Raw genomic sequence first — 17879 nt, 5'->3', positions numbered from 1 at the left:
GATACCAATACATTTGCTGGACTTAGTGGGAATGGGTTGAAATACTTGCAATAGAATAGGTTTACCAGTGCCAATACCTCCAATCGGCCCTTTTTCTTTTTGGGAAAACAATTTTTGGTTAAATCCATCATCAGCAATGAACGGCAGAATAACAAATAACGATCTTTTGCAAGTCAGTTTTGATGTTTCTTTGGACGGATTGTTGGTAATCGATGAACTTGGGGCTATTCTTGCTGCAAACCGTGCAATGGAAAATCTTTTCGGTTTCAGTACTGGAGAATTGACCAATATGAATATGCAAATAATCGTCCCCGATTGGAAGAAAAAGGTAGAGACCACCCGATCCAAGAAAAATAGGGTAGCGCCAATTCCGCTTTTTGGCCTTAAAAAAAATGGAATTCATTTTCCATTGGATATTAGGTGTGCCCCAACAGTTTTAAAAGGGCAAATTCTATATTCAATTTATTGTAAACCGGCGGATACTTCCGTTTTTGAAAGTGATAGAAAGTTTCGGACTTTGGTGTCCAATGTTGCAGGGATAGTCTATAGCTGTATGCCAAATAGACCCTATTATATGGAGTTTATCAGCGAGAATTGCCAGACCATTTGTGGTTATTCATCCCAACAATTTTATGACGATTCCGAACTCTATTGGGAAAACCTGATCTACCCTGAAGATTTACCAAAGGTGATGGATGGGCTTGCCATGGCCGTTAAGGGAAAAGGAGGCTATCAGCTTTCCTATAGGATAATGACCTCCAATAAGGAAATAAAGTGGATCTGGGAGCAGGGTAACTTTGTTGTGGACAATACCAATACTCCCATCAGGCGGGAAGGCTTTATTCAGGATGTAACGGATCTTAGGACGATTGAAAATGCACTGGTCAAGGAAAAAGAATTGCTCCGTCAATATATGGATACTTCCCCTTCCATGTTTTTGGCCATTGATAAGGACTACACCGTTCAATTGGTAAATAAAAGTACCTGCGATATATTGGGACTTGATCAAAATGCTATCTTGAACAAAAACTGGTTTACAGAATTTATACCCAAAAAGAACAAAAATCAACTTATCGAATTGTTTGAATCTATTTTTGCGGATAAATTAAACCTACCCAACTTTCACGAAAACCATGTTATTGCCAAAGGTGGGCAGAAGCGCCTAATTCAATGGAGCAATGCTGCCCTAAGGAATGGAAACAATGAAATTATAGGGGTCGTAAGTTCTGGATTGGATGTCACTGAAAACAAATTGACACAGGAGACCTTGAGAATAAGAAACAGGGCCATGGAAGCTGTTGGGAACGGGATTATCATAGTGGATGCCCAACATCCCGAACTTCCCATTCTATATACGAATAAGGCCTTTACCCAAATTACCGGGTATGAATCCCATGAAGTTCTTGGGAAAAATTGTAGATTCTTGCAGAAGGGGGATAGTAATCAGCCTGAAATCGCTTTCATGTCCAAAGCAATTGGTCACGGTACCCCCTGTAGGGCATTGGTTCGAAATTACCGAAAGGATGGCACCCTTTTTTGGAATGACCTGTCTATTACCCCCCTGTATGATAACGGTCAGAAATTAACCCATTTCATTGGGGTTCTGAACGATGTTACCGAAATTCAGGAGGCCAAGAAAAAACTGGAGATATATGCCCAGGCCTTGGAAGATAAGGTGGAGGAACGGACAAGGGAAGTTCAAATTACGGTACAAAAACTGGTATCGACCAATTTAAGCCTGGAAGATCAAATATTAGAGACGCAAAGGGCCCAAAGGAAGGCAAGTCTCAGTAGGGCGTTGTTTACGGCTATTGCCCATAATTTTCCCAATGGTGTTATCATGGTCTTTAATACGGATTTTGAATTGGTCTATGTGGAAGGAAAGGAAATGGACTGGATACATCTCAACAAGTCCAGTGTTGAGGGACTTCCCATAGACAACATTCCTATTTTTTCCAGACGGCAGATCACAAAAATAAAGTCGGATATTAGAAGGACATTGAAAGGGGCCAATATTTCTTTTGAGGTAGATTTTCAGGATCAAAGTTATGCCGTGAATTCCACACCACTCTATTCCGATCAAAATAAAATAATGTGGGCCCTATTTGTTTACAATAATGTTAGCAAACAGAAGAAGATACAGTATGAATTGGAAAAGACCGTTAAAGTGGAAAAGGAGCTTAATGAACTCAAATCCCGTTTTATTTCCATGGCCTCCCATGAATTCCGTACGCCCTTGAGCGCCATTCTTTCTTCGGCCATCCTGATAGGAAAACAAAACGAGCCGGGCAAAGAGGAACGGAGAATGAAACATGTCTCCAGGATAAGGACCAATGTCAAGGATCTTGTTGTTATCCTTAACGATTTTCTGTCCTTGAGCAAGTTGGAAGAGGGTAAGGTACAGGTAATGGCCCAGTCTTTTGAATTAATACAATTTATAAAAATGTTGGTCGATGAGATGGAACCTATCAAAAAAGAGGGGCAGGTCATTATTTTTGATCATTCCGACCCCTCTATATGGGTTAATCTTGATCCCAAACTATTGAACCATATTATTATTAATTTACTTTCCAATGCCATTAAGTACTCTATGGAGGGACAAATTATAGGAATGGTGGTAGAGGCAAATGAAAAAGAGGTAACCATTCATATTAATGATCAGGGAATAGGCATCCCGAAGGCAGATCGGAAAAAGTTGTTCACTCGGTTTTTTCGTGCAGAAAATGCCACCAATTTCCAAGGGACCGGCCTTGGACTTCATATAGTAAAACATTACACGGGGCTTCTCGGTGGTAGTATAAGGTTTAAAAGTAAACTGGGGAATGGTAGTACCTTTAGCTTAAGGATTCCCGTTAATAAAAGCGAATATGAAAAAAATTCTATTAATTGAGGACAACAAGGATGTTAGGGAAAATACAAAGGATATTTTGGAGTTGGCCAATTACCAAGTATTGGCGGCCGAGAATGGAAGGATAGGGGTAGACCTGGCAAAACGATTTGGGCCGGACCTGGTAATATGTGATATTATGATGCCCGAACTGGATGGTTACGGGGTCTTGGAAGCTTTGGGAAAGAGCGGTGCCACATCTGGTATTCCCCTTATATTTTTAACGGCAAAGACGGATAGGTCGGAAGTGAGGTTGGGAATGAATTTAGGGGCGGACGATTATTTGACCAAACCCTTTGAAGAAAAGGAATTGTTGGATGCCGTTGCCTCACGATTGCGTAAAAGTGATTTTCTTAAGGCAGAGATAGCCAAAAACATGGAAGGGATACACAAATTTTTGGACGAAGCCTCCCAATACAGTGATCTTAAAAACCTATCCAAGAATTACACCCTTAAGGATTACAGTAAAAAAGAAATTATTTATTGGGAAGGAGATAATGCACATTCCTTATATTTTATTGAGAAGGGAAGTGTAAAGACGTATAAAAGCACTGAATCCGGAAAGGAATTTGTGACAGGTATTTTTGGTCCCGGAGATTTTATTGGGCAAATGTCGATGTTGAATTCAAATAAGTCTTATATAGAAAATGCCACTGCTATGGAGGATGCCCGGATCTGTGCCATTCCTAGGGAAGATTTTACGAAATTGTTATATGGCAATTCGGTGGTTTCCCAAAAATTTATTGGAATGATATCCAATAATCTAATGCACTTACAGGAACAATTGGTGGATATGGCCTTTGCGTCGGTAAGGCAGAGGGCGGCAAAGGCCCTGTTGGAACTTTATGACAAACATGTTGTACAGGACAGGCCCAATGGTGGAATAGGAATTCCACGGGAGGATTTTGCAGGGATGATCGGTACCGCAACCGAAACCGCAATCCGCACCTTATCCGATTTCAAGGACGAAGGCCTCATTGCCACAGACCACGGAAGAAGGATCCTTATTATAAATGAAAAGGGCCTTAGGGAGGTAGCGGATTTTTAGGGAAGTCATTGTGGGGATATTGCTCAAAACTTAAAGTGCTACCTTCTGTTAAATATGGCCTTGAGTTTCCTTATGGCAAAGACCAACAACATTTGTTGAATGTTGCCCTTAAGGTTCCCTGCCAAATACTGTGGTCCAAAATATGTCTTTACCTGATGGATATTAAGTTTAAGGCTTTCAATTTCAATTTTACGATGTAATTTCAAGATCTTTAGTCTTTCATCAATCTCTTTAAAAGAACTGTACTGCTTCCCCATAATCTTAATCAAAATAATGTTTGGAAAATGTGCGTAGTATTGGCCCATTTAGTCTATCCCTAAGAAAAAAACAAAGCATAGCTACAAACATATAGCCTAAACCTATTATTAAAAATCCTAAGCAATGACTTTCCAACGCCTCGTTCAGGGCATTAGCCGCTGCCCAGGACAATAGGAGCATGGCCAATAAAAGCATAGCCCCTATAAGTAGGGTTTGTGCAAAGGCGGTCACAAGCTCCATGAGTATCTTAAATATTTTAAGCTTGGCATACTCCTCGCTATTTTCCAGATAAGACCTTACGTCGGCCTCGGCCCCGGTAAGGTCTCTCTTAAGTGCTTCCAAGGCCATATTCCCTTATTTTTGAAATTGGGCGTTTTTCTTTTTTAAGTCTTCCAATTTGCGCTCCAGGGTGGAGATGATATCATCCGCCTTATAGCTCATTGTGGATATGGCCTCATCCAGTTTGCGGTCAAAGGCATCTTTTTTCTCAATGGCCGTTTTGGTAAGTTCTTCCTTGGCATGGGAGATTCTTTCGGACAGATCGTGCGTAGTCTCCCCTACTTTTTGCTTTATTTTATGCCTGGTCTCCGTTCCCTTGTCGGGAGCGTACAGAATCCCTATTCCTGCACCTATGGCAGCCCCTGTCAATAAAGCCAAAAGAATATTTCCATTATTGTTTGTCATGATTATTGATTTTTTTGATTATTATATATTTTAAATATGATACTCAAAAATAAACCTATTAAAATGATTTGTAAATGATATAAATCATATCCATTACAAGCTTAAGTTCTTAAATTGGGGTTGACAGGAGACTAAAACTATAATTTACTGCACTATGGACACTGGATCAAATGCCAAAAAAGAAATATTGTTGGGTGAAGGGTTGAACGCCCTGCACAGGGAAAGTACGGAATGGTTGAATACCATAGCCTTTTGGAAGGACGAAGCCAAGTTCTTTAAGGACTTGCTGGATAGGGAAAACGTAAATGCTTCGGAATACGGACAGATGCTTCAATACATGGACAAGGTCCACCAAACCCTTTTTGATTATTTGGCCGAGGACATTGTAGCCCATGAAAGTCTTTTGTCCCGTTTAATAGAGGGGCAGAAAGGAATATCAGATCAGGATTACAGGGAAAAACATACAAATTTAAGGGATCAAATGGATCTGTTTACCAAAGACTTTATCGAACTAAAAAAAATGGTCTTTGGCTATGCCAAGAAATTATGACAATGGCTCTGTACAATATCACGATCCAAATCAGCATAACATTAAAAATTATGTAAATCCCTATCAAGTAAATGACAAAAAATAGTTTTTCGTCATCGCGAGGTACGAAGCGATCTGTCGCCCATTGGGCAGATTGTATCACTTTGTTCGCAATGACGCATTTTTTATGTTCAATCGGTTTTTGTTATGTACGGTCAAATTCCTATTTTAAACGGATAATAAGACACTAGATTTCAATTTCCAAGGAGATGGGGCAGTGGTCGGAACCAAAATAATCCGAAAGGATGTTTACAGACTTGACGTGGTCTACCAAAGATCGGCTTACCAAGAAATAGTCTATACGCCAGCCCGTATTTCTTTCGCGCGACTTAAAACGGTAACTCCAATAGGTATATTCCACGGCATCGGGATGTAAATGTCTAAAGGAATCCACAAACCCTGCCTTGATAAAATTATCCATACCGTCAATTTCAATTTGGGTATAGCCAGCCGTTTTGTTGTAATTGCTTTTGTCGTTTTTAAGATCTATTGGTCTATGGGCCACGTTAAAATCCCCACAGGCAATTACCGGTTTGGTTTTTTCAAGGTTTTTAAGGTACCTTAAAAAATCAGCATCCCACTGTTTACGATAGTCCAACCTGTCCAATTGTTGCCCTGAATTGGGCACGTATACATTTACCAAAAAGAAATTATCGTACTCTGCACATTGTATGCGGCCTTCGGTGTCATGCTCCGAAACATTCATATCCATTGCAAGGCCAAGAGGTGCTATTTTGCTCAAAAGGGCCGTCCCGGAATATCCCTTGGTATTGGCAGAATTATAATGTTTGTTGTAATTTGGGATGGAAGCTAGGGTATCTTCAACCTCATGGTCCTGGGCCTTGGTTTCTTGAAGACAGAGAATATCCGGTGCCATTTTATTTACGGATTCAAAAAAACTTTTTTTGGCAACGGCCCTAATGCCGTTGACGTTCCATGAAATTATTTTCATTGCTTCGATCTTATTTTAAATAGGTTGTCTTAATGTAGCGGAATAAAGATAATGAATCGGAACAATTAATAAAAAATACCCCGGGAAAGTTTTGGGCAATCGACCCTTTTGTGGGAAGGGATTGATACTACCGGCCATAGTAACTTCAAAACTATATTTGGCAAATATCCCAATTAGGACATGGTATCTTTTTATACTATGTTACTTAGGGAATTTTATGCCAATCGTTTAATTTATAGGTACTTGGATAAAAACATGAAGAATTCCTTTTTTAGATCTGCATAGATCCGTTCCTGGGTCTCCATTTTATTTCTAAATTCCATGTGCTTTTTTACCATGGCGGTATCCAGGGCATCCTGTCCCATTAGATCTTGTCCTGCTATACGGGTTTCATGTATTTCAATGGCTTCCAACATATCTTCTATTACTCCTCCGTGCAGGATAAATTCGTTTTGAAAATGTTCCAGTTTTATCAGTACCTCTTTTTTGGTCCATCTAGTTACCATTTCACTTAGCCTATTATTGAAAAACACCAATTCATCCTTCCAAAAAAGGAGTTCGCGCTTCCAAAGTTGGTGTTCAAAATGCAGGTTCGAATTAAATATGATTTCTTTTTGCATGATTTTTGGATTTAATCATTATAAATGCAGTTTGCTGTAAAATTATTTAAATACATGGGCCCCTAAAATGACTTATATCATTTGGAGTGGTATGTATATCCATTTACTTTGAATTATCAAGATAAAAATTGGTGAAATCCGAAATTTGATCGGAACTTTTAGGGTTTAACTCCATTGGGTACTTTTAACAGGTGGATAGGTAGCCAATACTTATTTGAAAAAGCCATGAACAATGGTATGGTAGGTCTGTTGTGGGCCTTTATAAATTGTGTAACTTAATTTTATTGTCATGAAGAAAAATATGGGTAATTTGGACCGAATCTTGCGGTTTGTGGTCGCCGCGGCTTTGATAGCGCTGTATTATAACGGTACCATCTCGGGAACCTTGGGTATTGTACTGGTGGTTTTGGCCATAATTTTTTTCCTGACCAGTTTTATGGGCTTTTGTCCGTTGTACCTTCCATTGGGAATAAAAACATGTGGGGCAAAAAGGAAATAGGCCTTGGTTCTGCAATTCTACAATACTTTATATCCTAAACATTGATTATGATGGAAAATAGGATTTTTACCAAAAGTGGCCCAAATCTATGAAATCAAAATCATAGGTCATGGGAAAGTTTATAGGCCTGTTTCGCGATTTCCAACTCTTCATTGGTTGGGATTACCATAATTTTGATTTTCGAGCTGTCGCTGTTTATTATCCTCAATTCCGAGGATTTCTCTTCGTTTCTGGAAACATCCAGTACAATGCCGAAATACTCCATATCCGCACATACAAGTTTTCTGAGCGTGCTGGAATTTTCTCCTATACCAGCGGTAAAAACTAGGGCATCCAGGCCGTTCATGGCAGCGATATAGGCTCCTATGTATTTTTTTATGCGGTAGGCGTTCATTTCCAAGGCCAGCAAACATTCAGGATTCCCAGCAGCTATCTGGCTCTCGATATCCCTCATGTCATTGTAGCCCGTAAGTCCCAGCATTCCACTTTTTTTGGTGAGCAGGATATTTACGTCCTCCAGGTTATACCCTAGGCTATTTACCAAATAGAATATCAGGGCATGATCTATATCCCCACTTCTGGTACCCATAATTAGTCCGTTGGAAGGAGTAAAACCCATGGAATGATCAACACTTTTTCCATTTTTAACAGCTGTTACACTACAGCCATGCCCCAAGTGCATGGTAATAATCTTGGATTCTTTGGTCTGTAAATAAGAAATAGCTTTTTCGGACACATATTTGTGACTGGTTCCGTGGAACCCATAGGCCTGGATCCCGGATTTTGTATAAAATTCATTGGGCAAGGCGTATTTTTTTGCCTTTATCGGCATGGTCTGGTGAAAAGCGGTATCAAATACTGCAATTTGTTGGGCATGGGGAAAAACTTGCTCAGCCAATATAATTCCTTCCAAGTTATGTGGATTGTGCAATGGGGCCAGTTTTGAGAGTTCCCTGATTTTATTCTTTACTTCCTTGGTGACCAAAGTTGTTTTGGAATAGGTATTCCCGCCATGTACCACCCTGTGGCTTACTATGTCAATATCGTTGACATTTTTTATTACCCCGTGCCCTGGATCCATTAACAGTTCCACCATTTTTAACAACCCTGTTCTGTGATCGGGAATGGCCATGATGTCCTTAATTTCTGTCCTATCGGTTTTGAACTTTAAGGTGGCATTTTTGGAACCGATACACTCTACCATTCCCTTACAGATCAGACGCTCCCTAGGCATTTGGATAACTTGATATTTGATGGAGGAACTACCTGCGTTAAGGATCAGTATGTTCATTATGTAATTTTTATAAGGTTAATTTTAAAGGCCTTGGGCCTGTATTGCAGTTATAATTACGGTATTAAAGATATCGTCCACCGTGCAGCCACGGCTTAGGTCGTTTACCGGTTTGTTCAACCCTTGTAGCATGGGGCCAATGGCGAGGGCACCGGTTTCTCTTTGAACGGCCTTATAGGTGTTGTTACCTGTATTTAGGTCGGGAAATATAAATACACTTGCCTGGCCTGCAACTTCTGAGTTGGGCAATTTGCTTTTGCCTACATTGATGTCCACGGCGGCATCATACTGGATAGGACCTTCCACTTTTAGATCGGGCCTTTTTCTTTTTATTATTTCCGTTGCTTTTCGGACCCTATCCACGTCTTCGCCAATCCCTGAGGATCCGGAGGAATAGGAAAGCATGGCAATTTTGGGCTCAATACCAAATGATGCGCTTGTGGCCGCCGAAGAAATGGCGATTTCTGCCAGTTGTTCTGCAGTGGGATTGGGGTTAATGGCACAATCGCCAAAAATAGTGACACGGTTTGGCAGGCACATAAAAAAGACGGAGGAAACGATGGAGACCTCTGGCCTGGTCTTAATGAATTGCAAGGCAGGCCTTATCGTATGTTGGGTGGTGTGTACCGCTCCAGAAACCATTCCGTCCGCATGTCCTTTATAGACCATCATGGTTCCAAAATAGGAAACATCTTCCATAAGGTCTTTTGCCATGGCAAGGTTAACATTCTTACCCTTTCGCAGTTCATAAAGGGTAGTGGCATAATCCAAAAAGAAGGGGGAATTCTTGGGGTCTATTATAGCGATACCGTCGGAATCCAAATTAAGGTCCAGCTCATTTATTTTAGCGAGTATTTGTTCCCGTTCTCCCAATAGGGTAATCTTTACGGCCTTGGTATCTATTAGTTTTTTAGTGGCCATTAGGATGCGTTGGTCCGTACCTTCGGGGAGAACAATATGCTTTTGTGAAGATTTGGCCCTTTTTAAAAGATTGTACTGAAACATCCTTGGGGTAATTCCTTCTGCCTGAAAAGTAATTAGACGTTCGGCCAGATCGTTGATGGGGACGTATTTTTCGAACTCTTGTATGGAAGCCATAATTTTCACCTTGTTCTCCGGATATATTCTGGGTTTAATGGTGCCTATTCGATTGGTTACCGAGAAAGTACCATCTGCAACGGAAATAATCGGAATAATATCGGACAGTCCCTCAATAAGCTTAATTATAGATTCCTCTGGCAGGAGTCCACCCGTAAGTACTATACCGGACAGATTGGGATAATTTCTGGAAATGTTGGCCTGTAGTGCCCCCAAAATAATGTCTGCCCTATCGCCGGGAGTAATGACCAGGCCATCTTTTTTTAAGTGGGTAATATAATTACGGAGCTGCATGGCCCCTACACTAAATTCCCCCACTTGATTATTTAAAAAGTCTTCACCGAACAGGACCTTGGCCGATAGCTTTTGTGCAATTTCCTTGACTGTAGGATTTCCCAATATGGGATTATAGGGTATAGCCCCCACCAAGATTTTTGAAGGTAATTTCTTCTGGAGCGCTGCAACTACATCATCCACATTTTGGGATGGCACCTTGTTGGCAACCGTTAATAATACTTCAACCCCCTTTTCCCTAAAGGAGTCATAGGCCATGTATATATTTCCGGCCAGTTCTTGCAGACTTTTTCCCATACCATTGGCGATTATTACTGCAGGGATACCTAAATTTTTTGCAATAAGTACATTGATGTCCCATTCAATGATGGCACCTTCCCCGGAAAAATCGGTACCTTCTACCAATACAATATCGAACCTGTCCTCAATGGCCTTATATTTATTGATGATGTGGCCCATAATTTCATCATCCTTATCCATGTTTTTAAGCTGTACCACCTGGTTTCTGGTATAGGCATAGGAGTCCTCAAATTGCTGATCTACTTCAAAATGTTTCAACACTGTATCTATGTGGTCATCCACTTTTCCCACTTCAAAGTCATCTATAATGGGTCTGAAATAGCCAACTTTGGCGGTTTTTCCCAATAATAACTGCATAAGCCCCAAGGAAACGATCGATTTTCCACTATTGGGTTCCGTGGTGGCAATATATATGGCTTTGCTCATTTATATATAAAATTTAAAGGCCTGTAAATTAAAACCTATTATTTATCAATTGCGAAGTTCGGGCTTAGAAACATGAGCATATATGATAGAAGTCATTTATGGATACCACAATAGCCCTTAATTTTAACAAATAGATTTTATCCCATTCAAAGTAATTGGCTTCAACCGCATATGGTACGATGCCTGTAAGTTTTGCCAATAAACCCATATAAATTGTATAATGAAAGCACTTCTTTATGCCACGGATTATTCCAAAAGTTCGGTTTCCGCTTTGCAGTCGGCCTATAGTTTGAGTCGGGATTTGGGTACACGGTTGGTTATTACCCATGTTTTTAATTACCCTAAGGTATTGGGTATGGAAGGCCTTGATGTAAGGCCGCTTCTGGAAATAAATCCGTTTAAACTGCACCGATCGGAGTTGGAAAAATTCTGTAATGAATGCCTTGGGAGCAAGTGGGAAAGTCCCAACATCCTATTGGAACCTGTACAGCACAATTCGGTGCCAAATGGGATTATTTCAAAGGCGGAAGAATATAGGGCGCAATTGATTTTGGTGGGAACCAAAGGAAAAAGTGGTATTGAAGAAATGATTTTGGGAAGTACTACCAAGAAGCTCATAGAAAAAGCGCCATGTCCGGTAGTGGCAATTCCTATGGATATGAAGCCTAGGACGATCCGCACCATAGTCTACGCCACGGATTTTGAAGAGGAAGATATACATGCTATCCAAAAGCTTCTGGAAATAACCCAACCCTTAAAGGCAAAGATTAAAGTAGTGCATATTTCAGCCAAGCAAGAATATGCCGGGGATTTGTTGATGGAATGGTTCAAGGAAATGCTTCATTCCAAGGTAGACTACCAGGATTTGGCCTTTGAACTTTTGTTCTCGGAAGATGTATTTAGCACACTCCAAGGCTATCTAGGCGAGGTAAATGCAGATGTTGTGGCCATGTTGGAAAGGGAAAGGAAAGGATTTTCCAATAAATGGTTCCATAATGACCTTGTAAAGAGAATGGAGGAATATGGACAGGTAATCCTGATCAGCTTTAATGAGCACAATCACCAGACCTTATATTTTTAAAGGTATGGGTTATTATTGGTCTTCGGCAATTCTTAAAGGAAGACATGATTGTTGCCATAAGGCCAGGCGGGTGTAATTCGCATATCTTCATTTGAGTTTGCCCACCAGAATGAATTTTTTGGGCTGGCGACCAAATTTTGGCCATGCCCGATTCATATACGGACTAACTATGGACTAACTATGGACTATCTATGGACTAACTATGGACTATCTATGGAGTATCTATGGACTAACTATGGACTATCTATGGACTATCTATGGACTAACTATGGACTATCTATGGACTATCTATGGACTATCTATGGAGTTTGGAATGGTAAATTCTATCTTATTCCTATTCACACACCACTTTTGAGATTAATCCGCCTTAATCCCATCGCAAGGCCATGGCCCCATAATAGGCAGCTCCCAGAAGCGCTGTTTTTTCATTAAGGATTACTTTTACAGGTACCATTTCAAGGAGGGGGTTCAGTCTTCCGGACTGTACGAAATTATTATAAAAAACTTCCTTTTTCATGCCTTGGATAATTTTTGGCAAGATGCCCCCACCTATATAAATACCCCCGGTAGCCTTAAATTTTAGGGCAAGCTGTGCCGATTCTATGGCCAGGAATCGAATAAAAAGATTCAATGTGGCCATACAGACCGGATCTTTTCCGGCAAGAGCGGTCTCTGTTATTACGGCGGAAGGATCGTTCTGCGCCATCTTATCCCTCAACCACTGCGGTTCCGTTTCGCTACTTTCTGCCCGATTGAAGGAATATAGATCCAAGATGCCGGGACCGGATACCAACCTTTCCCAGCTAACATGTCCGTATTTTTGTTGGAGGTGCCGTAAGATTTTTATGTCCGTTTCATTTCGGGGGCTAAAATCACAATGACCGCCCTCGCAGGCAAATGGATGGTAGTACGATCCATCCCAGAACATGCCAGCTTCCCCAAGCCCTGTACCAGGAGATATTAAAGCGACGTTGCCCGGTATTTTTGATCCGTATTTTAGGGTTTCAAAGTCTTTTTCTTGGAGCACCGCCAGCCCATAGGCATTTGCTTCCATATCATTGATAAGCGAAACATAACGTATATGCAGTTCCCGGCTTATTTCTTCCCTATCAATGGCCCAAGGAAAATTGGTACCATATACCTTACCTTGGGTTACTGGTCCGGCAACACCCAGGCAGATTGCATTTATTCTGGGCATTGCGGGGGTTTGGAAAGCCTTTACTATTTCTAAAAAGGATTTATATTTCTTGGTGGGATAGGATTTTTCCTTTAGGACTACCAGATCTCCCGACTTGATTTCAAAAAGGGCCAAATTGGTTTTTGTACCCCCCACATCGGCAGCCAAGACTACACCTTTGTTGTTGGGTTGGCCAGCGTTCATCAGGGCCAACGGAATTTTTCCTTCATGTATGGCCGATAATGGGAATTTTGTGAAATTTTTCATGAAGTTTATCTTTTACACAGTGGTTATGTTCTTTTTAAGTGGAATATTCTCGATTAAAATAAGTAATTCTATGACTGTCATAAAAGGTTTAAAAGAAAAATATTGGAAATCGTTAAAAAAAATCTGGGAAAGGGGCATTATCCCCAATAGGTTCACGGTATTCAATTGTTACTATTTTATTGTCTTAGGATCCATTGGTACAAATTATCCGCATCCTCCCTGTTGCACAATTGTGTTCCTTCATGCATGGTAGCTGCAGTACCGCAGGCAACGCCGTATTTTGCCATTTCGCTGAAGGTCCTGCCCCCTAACAAACTCGTTAACATACCGGCTACCATGCTATCTCCTGCTCCGATAGTACTTTTTTGCAATACGGTAGGGGCCGGAATGTGCTGTATTAGATGCTTAGTGGCCAATAGGGCCCCTTTGGCTCCCAAGGAGACAACAAGTATTTCACAATCGTGCTCCTCCAGAAACTTTTTGGCAAGGGGTTCCAATTCCATTGCGGAAATTGAGTTAACCCCGCACAAGGTACCCAATTCGCCCAAGTTGGGTTTTAGCAGGAATATTTTGGATTTAACGGCATTGATCAGGGCTTCCCCGGAAGTGTCCAAAACAAAGCGGACTTTTTTCCTATCGGCCATCTCTGCTACCTGAACATAAAAATCATTGGGCATTCCAGGGGGCAGTTTACCACTGGCCACCAAATAATCACCATCTTCCAATTTTTTTTCCAATTGATCAAGTAAGGTCTCCCATTCTTCTTTGTCCACTTTTGGTCCGGGAACTCCGAAGCGGTACTGCAGTTTGGTTATGGTATCTGTAACGGCAAGATTATCCCGTGTCCATCCCTTAATGGGAACCACTAATTGATCAATACCCACCTCATTCAAAAGTTGCCTTAAGTGTTCTCCTGTAGGGCCTCCGGCCAAATAGGCACAAAGAGAATCCCCTCCCAATTTTTTAATGGCCCGGGAAACATTTATTCCCCCGCCCCCAGCATAGTAGGTGGGGGAGGAACAGCGTAATTTGGTATTGGGGCTAATGCCGGCAACGGTAACGTTTTTGTCTATTACCGGGTTTAGGGTAAGAGTTACTATTTTGTTGTGCATCCTTGTTGAAATTTATGATTGTTCACCGCTTAATGATTTTAGATCTGGACCGTAATTGGTCCTTTAAGTTGGGGCGCCCCCGGTTGCCTATCAGGGTGCCGATGTGGGTAGGAGCTATCGGTAATGCGAAATCTGCCAGAACGGCCTTGTCGGGCGGGTAGCTTTAGGTCCGCCCGTGCCTTTCGAAAGGGGCGATGCCCATTGGACGGTCCGTTTCCATAATTCTTTTTTCCCTCCTTAATTACTACTTTCGGCCATTCCGAAACTGATCTTACTTTGTTCTGCCATATTTATATTCCTGATGCCTTCAATGAGTGCATCGGGATTGAAGGAAATGGAGTTAATTCCAGCTTCCACGAGGAATTGGGCAAATTCTGGATAGTCGCTCGGGGCTTGTCCGCAAAGACCAATTTTTGTATTCGTTTTATGGGCGGAGGCAATGACCATCGCTATCATTTTTTTTACTCCCGGATCATTGGTGTCAAAAATATCGCCCAGTAGTTCGGAGTCCCGATCCACTCCCAGGGTCAATTGGGTAAGGTCGTTGGAGCCTATTGAAAAGCCATCAAAAAAACGTGAAAACTCTTCGGCCAAAATAACATTATTGGGTATCTCGGTCATCATAAATAGCTCTAGGCCGTTTTCTCCCCTTTTCAACCCGTAATGGGCCATAAGGGCTACTACTTTTTCAGCCTCTTTAAGGGTACGGCAGAAAGGAATCATAATCTTAACATTATTCAGACCCATATCCTCCCTGACCATTTTCAAAGCTTTACATTCCAGTTCAAAGGCCTCCTGGTATTTGGGATGATAGTAGCGTGAGGCTCCCCGAAATCCTATCATGGGGTTGGATTCCACTGGCTCAAATTCTTTGCCTCCGATGAGGTTGGCGTATTCGTTGGATTTAAAATCACTGGTACGCACTATAACATCTTTGGGGTGGAATGCGGCCGCGATGGTAGCAATGCCCTCTGCCAGCTTGTGCACAAAATAATCTGCCTTGTCCGGGTAGTGATTGGTAAGTTTTTCAATAAGTGTTCTGACAGAAGTATCCTTTAAATTGTCAAAATGTTTTAAGGCCATAGGATGGATTTGTATGGAATTGTTGATAACGAATTCCAATCGCATCAGGCCCACCCCGGCCGAGGGGTAGAACGATAGTTTAAATGCCTGCTCAGGATCTGCCAAAATGAGCATGGGTTGGGTTGCAGGTTTTTTAAGGGATTTGGTATCCACTGTTTTTTCATCCCATTTCAGTATTCCGTCGTAGACGACCCCGGTGTCACCATCCGCACAGGAAATGGTAATTTGCTGGCCATCCGTAATGGTTTTAGTGGCATTGAGGGTACCAACTATGGCCGCAGCACCAACTTCACGGGCAACAATGGCGGCATGACTGGTACGTCCTCCTTGGTCCGTAATGATGCCGGCAGCCTTTTTAAGGATAGGGTCCCAATCGGGATCGGTCTTTTCCGTTATAAGAATTTCTCCAGGTCGTAACTTATAGGATTCTAGGGGGCTATGGATAATCCGTGCTTTGCCAGCGGCTATTTTATTGCCCAGACCCATTCCCCTGGTAATTTCCTTGCCTTTATCAATTAAGGAATAGGTACTAATTTTAAGTTTATCCTTTTTTGCACTTTGCACCGTCTCCGGTCTGGCCTGGACTATAAACAATTCATTGGTCAATCCATCCTTGGCCCATTCTATATCCATTGGACGTCCATAATGTTCTTCAATGATGATGGACCAGTTGGCAAGTTTTACTACTTCTGCATCTGTAAGTACAAATTTTTCTTGTTTTTCTATTTTGGTGTCGAGGTTAAGGGTACCGCTACCAGAGCTATCATAGATCATGGTTTTTTCCTTGCTGCCCAGTTTTCTTGAAATGATGGGTTGGCGAATGCTATTTTTTAGACTGGGTTTATAAACGAAGTATTCGTCGGGATTTACACTGCCCTGAACTATATTTTCACCTAGACCCCAAATACTGGAAACAAGAACTACCTTATCAAATCCGGTATCGGGATCCAAGGTGAAATTTACGCCGGAACTGGCCAAATCCGAGCGTACCATTAACTGTACGCCTATGGATAGGGCCACCTTTGTCTGGTCAAAGTGATTGTCTTCCCTGTATTTTATGGCCCTATCCGTAAATAGGGAGGCGTAACATTTGTGGCAGGCAGCAATTAGCCCATCGATGCCCTTTACGTTGAGATAGGTTTCTTGCTGTCCTGCAAAGCTGGCATTGGGAAGATCTTCTGCCGTAGCGCTACTTCTGACCGCTAGGGAAATTTCATTGCCATATTTTTTTACAAGGGCATTATATCCGTTTGCCACTGAATTTTTAATGGCTTCAGGAAATTCTGCCTGTGCAATTTCTTGCCTTATGGCCGATCCCACTTCCCTTAGATTTGAAAAATCCTCTTTGTCCAATTTTTCAATTTCTCCGAAAATGAAATCCAATAACTTGGCCTCCTTAAGAAAGAGCCAATAGGCCTCAGTGGTAGTGGCGAATCCGTCGGGAACTTGTATTCCCTTGGAGGTCAGCTTTTGATACATTTCACCCAATGAGGCATTTTTGCCTCCTACTTCTTGGACATTGCCAATGTCTATTTCGTTAAAGTGTTTTATGTAGTTTATCATCTCCTATACATTAATTGGTTATTGGATCAGGTACTTTGGAGATGTAAGGCCAATGGCTATAAGCTGGAAAAATTAGGGGAACCAACCTTGTAGATTTCGCTTCTAGGTCTCTTTTCTTTTTCCAGTAATCTCCAATATTTTGATACGGTATACGGTTGGATTACCACGAGAATACAATTTGCTGGAAAACTCACTTATATATTCGGTTTCCCTTTTCTCTTTCCGAAGGATAATGTCCTTGACCCCTTCTGTAAACTGGTGCAATTTAAACTTGGCATCCGGACCCTGAAGTTCCTCATAGGTGCCATGGACCATAACCGATTGCCAGTTGTAGGACGATTTTATTTCCTCAACCAATAATGTCACGGCAGTATTCTTGCGCATGGCATCGATCTTATGGCCGTCTGCCGAATAACTTATAAGGGAATTATCTTCCTTGTCATAGTAATAGGTAATAGGAATTACATAAGGCAGATGCTGGGAAATATATCCCAAGTGGCCAATATAGTTATCCTTGAGTAGGCGAATGCTTTCGTGAACGGTTAAATCTGTCATATGTCTTTTAATGGTCAAGAAACCCCCTTGGCTTTCTTTTTATGGAATGCTTTTTTAAAATCTTCAATCTTTCAATTGAATCAAATCTAGTTTCT

Annotated in this window: 16 protein-coding genes; 5 read left to right on the top strand and 11 right to left on the bottom strand. The window is 41.4% G+C overall.

The genetic code is table 11. The features are described 5' to 3' along the window. Positions 1-136 precede the first annotated feature (136 nt). Together D0S24_RS07325 and D0S24_RS07320 are read left to right on the top strand one after the other, a co-directional pair. On the top strand, positions 137-2890 hold the full coding sequence (locus D0S24_RS07325; protein WP_117019181.1) for a PAS domain S-box protein: 2754 nt from the start codon (positions 137-139) through the stop codon (positions 2888-2890). Further along, positions 2868-3935, top strand: a complete 1068-nt coding sequence (locus tag D0S24_RS07320; RefSeq protein ID WP_117019180.1) for a response regulator — start codon at positions 2868-2870, stop codon at positions 3933-3935. The genes D0S24_RS07325 and D0S24_RS07320 overlap by 23 nt, the downstream gene beginning before the upstream one ends. Before the next feature lie 38 nt (positions 3936-3973). Here the strand turns inward: D0S24_RS07320 and D0S24_RS07315 are convergent, their stop codons facing one another. Genes D0S24_RS07315 through D0S24_RS07305 form a run of 3 tightly spaced genes read right to left on the bottom strand, consistent with a single transcriptional unit; the run spans position 3974 to position 4877 of the window. Next, positions 3974-4192 carry a DUF6327 family protein gene (locus D0S24_RS07315; protein ID WP_117019179.1) on the bottom strand — a complete coding sequence of 73 codons (219 nt, stop codon included), beginning with the start codon at positions 4190-4192 and terminating at the stop codon, positions 3974-3976. A 4-nt stretch (positions 4193-4196) separates the two neighbouring features. Continuing rightward, positions 4197-4541 carry a hypothetical protein gene (locus tag D0S24_RS07310; RefSeq protein ID WP_117019178.1) on the bottom strand — a complete coding sequence of 115 codons (345 nt, stop codon included), beginning with the start codon at positions 4539-4541 and terminating at the stop codon, positions 4197-4199. Positions 4542-4547: 6 nt separating this feature from the next. Continuing rightward, positions 4548-4877, bottom strand: coding sequence for a YtxH domain-containing protein (locus tag D0S24_RS07305; RefSeq protein ID WP_117019177.1), 330 nt, complete (start codon positions 4875-4877; stop codon positions 4548-4550). Positions 4878-5031: 154 nt separating this feature from the next. Between D0S24_RS07305 and D0S24_RS07300 the strand changes: the two genes are divergently transcribed. Further along, complete coding sequence (locus D0S24_RS07300) at positions 5032-5427, top strand: hypothetical protein (protein ID WP_117019176.1); 396 nt, start codon at positions 5032-5034, stop codon at positions 5425-5427. Between the two features lie 226 nt (positions 5428-5653). On the opposite strand, the gene D0S24_RS07295 is transcribed toward D0S24_RS07300, so the two are convergent. Further along, a complete protein-coding gene (locus tag D0S24_RS07295) occupies positions 5654-6418 on the bottom strand; it encodes an exodeoxyribonuclease III (RefSeq protein ID WP_117019175.1) in 765 nt (254 codons plus the stop codon). Between the two features lie 233 nt (positions 6419-6651). Beyond that, positions 6652-7038 (bottom strand): hypothetical protein, encoded by a 387-nt coding sequence (locus D0S24_RS07290; RefSeq protein WP_117019174.1) that lies wholly within the window; start codon positions 7036-7038, stop codon positions 6652-6654. 289 nt (positions 7039-7327) lie between these two features. Between D0S24_RS07290 and D0S24_RS07285 the strand changes: the two genes are divergently transcribed. Continuing rightward, a complete protein-coding gene (locus D0S24_RS07285; RefSeq protein WP_117019173.1) occupies positions 7328-7537 on the top strand; it encodes a DUF2892 domain-containing protein in 210 nt (69 codons plus the stop codon). 100 nt (positions 7538-7637) lie between these two features. Here D0S24_RS07285 and D0S24_RS07280 read toward each other — a convergent pair whose 3' ends face one another. Both D0S24_RS07280 and pta read right to left on the bottom strand, forming a co-directional pair. After that, positions 7638-8828, bottom strand: coding sequence for an acetate/propionate family kinase (locus D0S24_RS07280; protein WP_117019172.1), 1191 nt, complete (start codon positions 8826-8828; stop codon positions 7638-7640). A gap of 24 nt (positions 8829-8852) precedes the next feature. Next, entirely contained in the window at positions 8853-10946 is a 2094-nt protein-coding gene (pta, locus tag D0S24_RS07275) for a phosphate acetyltransferase (protein WP_117019171.1), read from the bottom strand. 220 nt (positions 10947-11166) lie between these two features. Between pta and D0S24_RS07270 the strand changes: the two genes are divergently transcribed. After that, a complete protein-coding gene (locus D0S24_RS07270) occupies positions 11167-12027 on the top strand; it encodes a universal stress protein (protein ID WP_117019170.1) in 861 nt (286 codons plus the stop codon). Between the two features lie 367 nt (positions 12028-12394). On the opposite strand, the gene glk is transcribed toward D0S24_RS07270, so the two are convergent. The 4 genes from glk to D0S24_RS07250 form a co-directional block, all read right to left on the bottom strand. Continuing rightward, positions 12395-13471 (bottom strand): glucokinase, encoded by a 1077-nt coding sequence (gene glk / locus D0S24_RS07265; RefSeq protein ID WP_117019169.1) that lies wholly within the window; start codon positions 13469-13471, stop codon positions 12395-12397. Between the two features lie 176 nt (positions 13472-13647). Then, positions 13648-14583: a 1-phosphofructokinase family hexose kinase gene (locus D0S24_RS07260; RefSeq protein WP_117019168.1), complete on the bottom strand. Its 936-nt coding sequence runs from the start codon at positions 14581-14583 to the stop codon at positions 13648-13650. 237 nt (positions 14584-14820) lie between these two features. Further along, positions 14821-17229 carry a phosphoenolpyruvate synthase gene (gene ppsA, locus D0S24_RS07255; protein WP_117019167.1) on the bottom strand — a complete coding sequence of 803 codons (2409 nt, stop codon included), beginning with the start codon at positions 17227-17229 and terminating at the stop codon, positions 14821-14823. A gap of 102 nt (positions 17230-17331) precedes the next feature. Next, positions 17332-17784, bottom strand: a complete 453-nt coding sequence (locus tag D0S24_RS07250) for a pyridoxamine 5'-phosphate oxidase family protein (RefSeq protein WP_117019166.1) — start codon at positions 17782-17784, stop codon at positions 17332-17334. Between the last annotated feature and the right edge of the window lie 95 nt (positions 17785-17879).

The organism is Arenibacter sp. P308M17 (assembly GCF_003426735.1).
Taxonomy (GTDB): domain Bacteria; phylum Bacteroidota; class Bacteroidia; order Flavobacteriales; family Flavobacteriaceae; genus Arenibacter.
Note: the sequence above shows the minus strand (reverse complement) of the source record. Positions and strands in the feature narration are given on the sequence as shown.

Coding starts and splice junctions, on each gene's coding strand:
- D0S24_RS07325 (WP_117019181.1), top strand. CDS start 137: ATGAACGGCAGAATAACAAATAACGATCTTTTGCAAGTCAGTTTTGAT.
- D0S24_RS07320 (WP_117019180.1), top strand. CDS start 2,868: ATGAAAAAAATTCTATTAATTGAGGACAACAAGGATGTTAGGGAAAAT.
- D0S24_RS07315 (WP_117019179.1), bottom strand. CDS start 4,192: ATGGGGAAGCAGTACAGTTCTTTTAAAGAGATTGATGAAAGACTAAAG.
- D0S24_RS07310 (WP_117019178.1), bottom strand. CDS start 4,541: ATGGCCTTGGAAGCACTTAAGAGAGACCTTACCGGGGCCGAGGCCGAC.
- D0S24_RS07305 (WP_117019177.1), bottom strand. CDS start 4,877: ATGACAAACAATAATGGAAATATTCTTTTGGCTTTATTGACAGGGGCT.
- D0S24_RS07300 (WP_117019176.1), top strand. CDS start 5,032: ATGGACACTGGATCAAATGCCAAAAAAGAAATATTGTTGGGTGAAGGG.
- D0S24_RS07295 (WP_117019175.1), bottom strand. CDS start 6,418: ATGAAAATAATTTCATGGAACGTCAACGGCATTAGGGCCGTTGCCAAA.
- D0S24_RS07290 (WP_117019174.1), bottom strand. CDS start 7,038: ATGCAAAAAGAAATCATATTTAATTCGAACCTGCATTTTGAACACCAA.
- D0S24_RS07285 (WP_117019173.1), top strand. CDS start 7,328: ATGAAGAAAAATATGGGTAATTTGGACCGAATCTTGCGGTTTGTGGTC.
- D0S24_RS07280 (WP_117019172.1), bottom strand. CDS start 8,828: ATGAACATACTGATCCTTAACGCAGGTAGTTCCTCCATCAAATATCAA.
- pta (WP_117019171.1), bottom strand. CDS start 10,946: ATGAGCAAAGCCATATATATTGCCACCACGGAACCCAATAGTGGAAAA.
- D0S24_RS07270 (WP_117019170.1), top strand. CDS start 11,167: ATGAAAGCACTTCTTTATGCCACGGATTATTCCAAAAGTTCGGTTTCC.
- glk (WP_117019169.1), bottom strand. CDS start 13,471: ATGAAAAATTTCACAAAATTCCCATTATCGGCCATACATGAAGGAAAA.
- D0S24_RS07260 (WP_117019168.1), bottom strand. CDS start 14,583: ATGCACAACAAAATAGTAACTCTTACCCTAAACCCGGTAATAGACAAA.
- ppsA (WP_117019167.1), bottom strand. CDS start 17,229: ATGATAAACTACATAAAACACTTTAACGAAATAGACATTGGCAATGTC.
- D0S24_RS07250 (WP_117019166.1), bottom strand. CDS start 17,784: ATGACAGATTTAACCGTTCACGAAAGCATTCGCCTACTCAAGGATAAC.